Source organism: Pedobacter borealis DSM 19626 (assembly GCF_000708285.2).
Lineage (GTDB): Bacteria > Bacteroidota > Bacteroidia > Sphingobacteriales > Sphingobacteriaceae > Pedobacter > Pedobacter borealis.
The window spans coordinates 1-1095 of record NZ_JAUG01000194.1; the positions used below are offsets into that span (position 1 = coordinate 1).

A 1095-nucleotide genomic window follows, 5' to 3' on the forward strand; every position below is an offset into this window, starting at 1 on the left:
TGGCGTTTTAATCAAGTTTTCTGTTAAGACGGTCGTCACCCTGAATTTATTTCAGGGTCTTTCACGCTAAAAAGATGCTGAAATAAATTCAGCAGGACGATAAAGCGGGATTAGGCGTAAATAAGATATAATTTTCAGCAAATAATTATCGAACTCAGGTTATTAGTAAAAATATTAGCCTCCCAGGCAGTTTCCCAAGCTTTTAAAGCTTTGAATATTTTATACTTTTTAGGATTTTTTTCTACGGTCTCCTAACTCATTGCTAACATATATTGAGCACCCCAACCAATCGACTTGCATTGGAGGTTATGGGCTACTTCTTCATTTTTTTGGAAAACCTTGAATCCCAAAAGCACCTGGCATATAACTGCTTTCAAAAACATAACGCATGTCTTTACCCTCAATCCCCCATTCTCCTTTTCAGCATTAAACATGTGATTTCCTCCACCAAGATTAATTGTATTCATATACAGCCAATTTCCTTCAGAAGGACCGGCTCCCATCACCCGGATATACATATTGCCATGTTTTGCAGCCTAGTTAAACAGGTTTCTAAAAAAACGTTTGTACGAATAAGGCTGGTCAATTATGCAAAAAGACATTTGGATGATCAGGTTACTATTGATTACTTTGCCGTATCGTTACCAGATTTAACCATTTGGGAAGATGACCTTAACAAACGCAATAAAACCCATTGCGTATATATGCAGGGCCTAGGACATTTAGGCTTAAAACAGATAGATAATGCTGGCAAAGCCTTTGCAGAAGTGCTGATTATTGAAAAAAGCCACCTTGGGGTTGTCATTCATCAGAAACTTCTCGAAGAACTGAAGGAAAATCAATATCGCAATTGAGATGATAAAAAATGATAGCGTTTTCTGCTATTAGAATTCGAAAAACAAAAAACCTACGATCAATTGTAGGTTTTTTGTTTTGAAGTAGAATTCATAACAACATTATCGGTTATTGCCATTTAAGCAGAATTTCTTAAAGCCTGATATGAAGGTAGTTGAATATACGTAGTGACCATAAATGCCTGTAAAAGGTACTTCAGATATATTAATTTAGATAAACAGGCAAAATTATTAACCTGAG

1 protein-coding gene is annotated in these 1095 nt (G+C 35.7%); it reads left to right on the plus strand.

The window, feature by feature from the left end:
• Window positions 1-272: 272 nt before the first annotated feature.
• Window positions 273-854, plus strand: a complete 582-nt coding sequence (locus AW17_RS24385; RefSeq protein ID WP_157280416.1) for a hypothetical protein — start codon at window positions 273-275, stop codon at window positions 852-854.
• Window positions 855-1095: the final 241 nt, after the last annotated feature.